Origin of the sequence: Terriglobus sp. 2YAB30_2, assembly GCF_052114765.1 — a bacterium.
GTDB lineage: Bacteria > Acidobacteriota > Terriglobia > Terriglobales > Acidobacteriaceae > Terriglobus.
This window is the reverse complement of the sequence record NZ_JBFRFJ010000041.1, coordinates 1-5,144: the sequence shown is the minus strand read 5'-3', so window position 1 is coordinate 5,144 and position 5,144 is coordinate 1. Positions and strand designations below refer to the sequence as shown.

Genomic DNA, 5,144 nt, shown 5'->3' with positions numbered 1-5,144 from the left:
CGCTCTTCGACCATGCACCGTCAATCGGGCATGATAGTGATAGTCCATCCGTTCCTCCGGAAACTTCTATTTGCTCGTCACAAACAGAATCTCCAGATACAAACGGATGGACAACAACCTCTTGAAACATCACAGGTGCCCCACCCTCGGGGTGAACGCTCGCAACGCAAGGGTGGGTGGGGAATACGCACGCGACCAATTACCCGACGAATCGCGTCAGACTTGTCACTCTCAGCCTGGGCAAGCTTTCCATCAAGATCATTCCAAGGATCGCAACGGAAGCAACGAAGGAGACACACAGATGACGACCGCAGTGAAGACACAGACAACCGGCAGCGCAATGAAGGCACCTCCAACCGTTTCGCAGCAGGAGTGGGAGGCTGCCTGGCGGCAGCTCCTGGTGAAGGAAAAGGAATTTACCCGCTCGCGGGATGCACTGGCCGCAGAGCGCCGGCGCATGCCGTGGATGCCTGTCGAGAAGACGTACATGTTTGAGGGCCCGCAGGGCAAGGTGAGTCTGCTCGATCTCTTCGAAGGCCGAAAGCAGTTGATCGTCTATCGCGCCTTCTATGAACCGGGAGTCTTCGGCTGGCCCGAGCATGCCTGCCGCGGCTGCTCGCTTGGCGCCGATCAGGTTGGTCACCTGGCGCATCTCAATGCGCGCGATACGACGCTTGCTTACGCCTCGCGGGCTCCGCAGGCAGATATTGCCCGGTTGAAGAAGCGCATGGAATGGGAGATGCCCTGGTACACCCTTACCGACAGCTTCGATAAGGATTTCGGTGTCGATGAGTGGCATGGCCACAATGTCTTCATCCGTGACGGAGAGAAGATTTTCCGCACGTACTACATCAACAATCGCGGCGATGAGGCCATGGGAACGGTGTGGAGCTATCTCGACATCACACCGCTCGGCCGGCAGGAAGTGTGGGAGGATTCGCCCGAAGGGTACCCGCAGACTCCGACGTATAAGTGGTGGAACTGGCACGATTCGTATGAAGCCGAGGCCGCGCCGAATGAGAAGTGGGTCCAGGTGTCGGATGCGGGTGAGAAGGCTTTCCGCAAGGCAAGCGCGGAGATGAAGCAAGAGCAAGGGGAGTAGATAAATCTGAGATAGCCCATGCACCGGGTGCCCCATGTCCCGTGGTCCCCAACGAACTTGTTCGTTGGGGTGGTGTGCCGGGGGACATGGGCCCGGCCTTCATCGTCGAGGGCATAGATTTCGGGCTCTTGGCGGGATCTCCCAAGCTGGAATGGGACCGGGTGGGAGCCGTGGGCTCCAGCCCACGGTTTACCGGCTCAACAAAGAAGCGGGCTTTATAGCCCTGGGCTTTTTTTCTGATTCGCAGAGAAGGCCCAGGGCTAAAGCCCATTGTTTTGATGGCTTCTAATCAGCGGGCTGAAGCCCGCTGCTCCCACCCTTGCCCACCCTAACTTTGTGAGCGTTTCACCGAGCGATCGAGTTAGTTGGCAGCCCGCTGTTGCCACCTAAGCATGCCAGACAAACGATCACCTCTAGTCGTATCTTTATATCGACCGATAGGGAGCGGCTATCAGATGGAACTGCGGCATCTTCGCTATTTCACGGCGGTGGTCCAGTGGAAGGGATACCGTGAGGCGTCACGACATCTCTACGTGGCACAGCCGTCCATCAGCCAGGCGGTGGCTGATCTTGAGAGCGAGCTGGGCATTAAGCTCTTTTCGCGTGAGGGACGCGTGGCGCGGCTTACGCCGGAGGGACAGGTCTTCTATGAGGAGGCGCTGAAGACGCTGGCACAGGCCGAGCGGTCAATCGTCACTGCTCAGCGTGCGGCTCGGGGCGAGATCGGCAGGCTGGGCATTGGGTTTATGGGATTTGCCACCTGCCAGTTTCTTCCGGACCTGCTGCGCAAGTACAAAGCGCGTCATCCCGGAGTGGTGTTGCGGCTTGAAGAGAACGTGCCCAGCGGACAGGATCTCGCGTTCGACCGGGGCGAGATCGATATCGGCTTTACCCGTCCTCCTTCGGCAGATCGTAGTGCGTCCTACGAGTCGCGCCTGCTCTTCCGCGAGCCACTGGTGGTGGCGCTCCCCAAAAGCCGTAAGGTCAAGGCAAAGCGTATCCGTATCGCGGATCTCGCAGGCGAGCGCATCGTCACCTTTCAGCGAGCAAGCTCTCCGGAGGTCTTCGATACCATCATTCGCGTCTGCAACGACAATGGCTTCTCGCCGCGGCTGTACAACGAGCTGAACAATATGCACTCGGTGCTGTCGACCGTGGAGGCCGAGGAAGGCGTGGCGATCGTCTCTGCCTCTGCCCATAACTTACGCGCAGATAATGTCTCCTTCTTTAGGTTGCAACCGGATGATGTCCGCGTCGACATTGTCGCAACGTGGCGGAAGCAGGAGCCTTCGGTTGCTCTCAAGCTGTTTCTTGAGCTGCTCGACGAGGAGCTTCCGGCCATCCGCCAGAAGATGCGGTATCTGGAGCGATAGGCATTAACGATCACTTGATCGAAAGATGCGAGGAATCGGAATCACCATCTTCGGAATCTCTTCTGGTGTACGGCAAGAGAAAGGCCGTCAGCCAAGGAGGCTGGAGATGGGCAGCAAACAGAAGACAATCATCGTCACGGGAGCATCACAGGGCATCGGAGCAGGCGCAGTGCAGGCGTTTCTGGATCGCGGCTATAACGTTGTCGCCAACTCGCGCAACATTACGAAGTCGGGCGCCTATACGGAGTCTGCTCAGCTTGCGCTAGTGGATGGCAACATTGGCGATAGCGCTGTCGCGGCTAAGGTGGTAGAGACTGCGATCAAGAAGTTTGGATCGATCGACGCGCTGGTGAACAACGCGGGAATCTTCTTCACCAAGCCATTTACCAATTACACCGCCGAGGACTTCGAAGCGCTTTCGAATACCAACCTTGAGGGCTTCCTCTACGTGACGCAGGGCGTGGTGAAACAGATGCTCGCACAGAAGTCGAGTGGAAGCGTGGTCAACATCACGACCTCGCTGGTGGCGAATCCGATTGCCGGTGTTACGGCTTCAGTGCCCATGATCACCAAGGGTGGTCTGGAGGCAGTGGTTCGCAGCCTGGCAAGTGAGTACGCGAAACAGCACATCCGCTTCAACGCTGTTGCGCCGGGGTCGGTGGATACTCCGTTGCACAAGGACAACCCAAAGGACTTTCTGAAGACGCTCTCACCGATGGGCACCATCTCGGATGTGAGTGACATCGTGGATGCGGTGGTCTATCTGACCGAAGCCCGCAACGTAACCGGGGAGGTGCTGCACGTGGACGGTGGTGCGCACGCAAGCAAATGGTGAGCGCGAAGGGCACGCAGCCAGCGAGCCCGCAGCCGGCGAAGGCGGAACGCCGGCTTGCGGAGCTCGGTATCGAGCTGCCGCCAGCACCCGGGCCGATTGGCGCGTACGTGGAAAGCGTCCTGACCGGCAACCTGCTCTACCTCAGCGGCGTACTTCCGGTGGTTGCCGGCCAACCGCGGTTTGTCGGGCGGCTGGGTAAGGAGCTCGACGTGGAGCAAGGCCGCGAGGCAGCACGCATCGCGGCGGTGAACGTGCTCTCTGCCGCGAGAGATCACCTGGGCTCGCTCGATCAGGTCAACCGGGTAGTAAAGCTGACGGTCTACATGGCCACCGAGGGAGAGTTCACCGCACATGCGAAGGTGGCCGATGCAGCTTCGGAGCTGTTGCGCGATGTCTTCGGAGAAGACAAGCTGCCGGTACGAATGGTGCTCGGTGTGGCCAGTCTTCCGCTCGGTGTCCCGGTGGTGGTGGAAGTTTTGTTTGAGGTGAAGGCATAAAGGAAAGAGGCGGCTTGTCCGCCTCTTTTGTTGTTGCGAGGTGCATTGTGTCCGGACTGTGGAATCAGACCCGTGTCGCCAGCTTGCTGGGAATTGAGTATCCAATCATCCAGGGACCACTCGGCGGATTCTCATCGCAGCGGCTTGCTGCCGGCGTTTCAAACTTCGGCGGGCTTGGTGGATTCGGTGCACATGGCATGGAGCCTGAGGCGATCAAGGACGTGATCGCGGAGATCCGCTCTCTGACCACGAAGCCATTCGCGATGAACCTCTGGGTCTCGATGGAGGACGAAGGTGCACGTACCTCCGGGAATGCCGAGTTTCAGCGGGCATCCTCAGCGATTGCGCCTCATATCGAGCGTCTCGGCGGACCTGCGCCTGTGTTTGCTCCATACAAACCGATACGGTTTGAAGACCAGGCGCGTGTCGTGCTGGATGCGAAGGTGCCGGTCTTCTCCTTTATCTATGGCATACCGCCTATGGAGATTCTCGACGAAGTTCGCCGGCAGAAGATCGTCATCATGGGCACCGCGACCACGGTGGAGGAAGCGATTGCTTTGGAACAGGCAGGCGTGGATGTGGTGATCGCCTCCGGTTTTGAAGCAGGAGGTCATCGCGGCTCATTCCTGCGCTCCTCTGAGGATTCGTTGACCGGCACCGTCTCGCTGGTGCCGCAGACGGTCGATGCCGTGAGTGTCCCGGTCGTCGCGGCCGGAGGCATCGCCGATGCACGCGGCATTGCTGCCGCCTTCGCACTCGGTGCGGAGGGCGTGCAGATGGGGACGGTGTTTCTGGCATGCGAGGAGTCCGGCGCGCATCCGGTGCATCGCGAAGCGATCCGCAGTGGAAGAGCCGCGCGTACGGGATTGACCCGAGGTTTCACTGGAAGGCTCGCTCGCGGTATTAAGAACGAGTTGATGGATCAGATGAATGGTCCCGGGACGGAGATTCTGCCGTATCCACGGCAGCGAAGCCTGATGCGCAATCTCGCGATCCCTGCGCAGAAGGCCGGCAATGCGGAGCTGCTGGCTCTATGGGCAGGTCAGAGCGCGAACCTCGCGCGGTGTGCTGACGTGCATGAACTGTTGCAGGCGCTGGTGGATGGAGCTGCGGCGAAGCTGAATCGATAGAGGCAGAGGTGTCATCTTTGTTAGGGATTTCAGGGTATTCCGAACCCACCCTAACTCCGTGAGGGTGGGGCACCTGTAGGAGGTCAAGAGGTTGTTGACATCTGGAGCCTGCTGATGGGCGGGCGTAGGTTGAGGCTAGCATGAGGTCTTTGTTGGTTGTAGAAGTCTGTCCAAGGGGCGAGTTGGGTGTCTCTTTGTTCTGAGTTT

6 protein-coding genes are annotated in these 5,144 nt (G+C 59.1%); 5 read left to right on the top strand and 1 reads right to left on the bottom strand.

Annotated elements, in window-relative coordinates; genetic code table 11:
• Positions 1 to 301 precede the first annotated feature (301 nt).
• The 5 genes from AB4Y89_RS24270 to AB4Y89_RS24250 all read left to right on the top strand — a co-directional run bounded on the left by AB4Y89_RS24270 (position 302) and on the right by AB4Y89_RS24250 (position 4,937).
• Positions 302 to 1,102, top strand: coding sequence for a DUF899 domain-containing protein (locus AB4Y89_RS24270; protein WP_442303524.1), 801 nt, complete (start codon positions 302 to 304; stop codon positions 1,100 to 1,102).
• 455 nt (positions 1,103 to 1,557) lie between these two features.
• A complete protein-coding gene (locus tag AB4Y89_RS24265) occupies positions 1,558 to 2,475 on the top strand; it encodes a LysR substrate-binding domain-containing protein (RefSeq protein WP_442303523.1) in 918 nt (305 codons plus the stop codon).
• A 106-nt stretch (positions 2,476 to 2,581) separates the two neighbouring features.
• Positions 2,582 to 3,310 carry an SDR family NAD(P)-dependent oxidoreductase gene (locus AB4Y89_RS24260; RefSeq protein WP_442303522.1) on the top strand — a complete coding sequence of 243 codons (729 nt, stop codon included), beginning with the start codon at positions 2,582 to 2,584 and terminating at the stop codon, positions 3,308 to 3,310.
• Positions 3,304 to 3,807 (top strand): RidA family protein, encoded by a 504-nt coding sequence (locus tag AB4Y89_RS24255; RefSeq protein ID WP_442303521.1) that lies wholly within the window; start codon positions 3,304 to 3,306, stop codon positions 3,805 to 3,807. Before AB4Y89_RS24260 ends, AB4Y89_RS24255 begins: the two co-directional genes overlap by 7 nt.
• A 47-nt stretch (positions 3,808 to 3,854) precedes the next feature.
• The gene (locus AB4Y89_RS24250) at positions 3,855 to 4,937 is read left to right on the top strand and encodes an NAD(P)H-dependent flavin oxidoreductase (protein ID WP_442303520.1); all 1,083 of its coding nucleotides are present in this window, start codon (positions 3,855 to 3,857) and stop codon (positions 4,935 to 4,937) included.
• An 83-nt stretch (positions 4,938 to 5,020) separates the two neighbouring features.
• On the opposite strand, the gene AB4Y89_RS24245 is transcribed toward AB4Y89_RS24250, so the two are convergent.
• Positions 5,021 to 5,144, bottom strand: a 124-nt coding sequence (locus AB4Y89_RS24245; RefSeq protein WP_442300934.1) for an integrase core domain-containing protein, incomplete at its 5' end; no start/stop codon positions are given.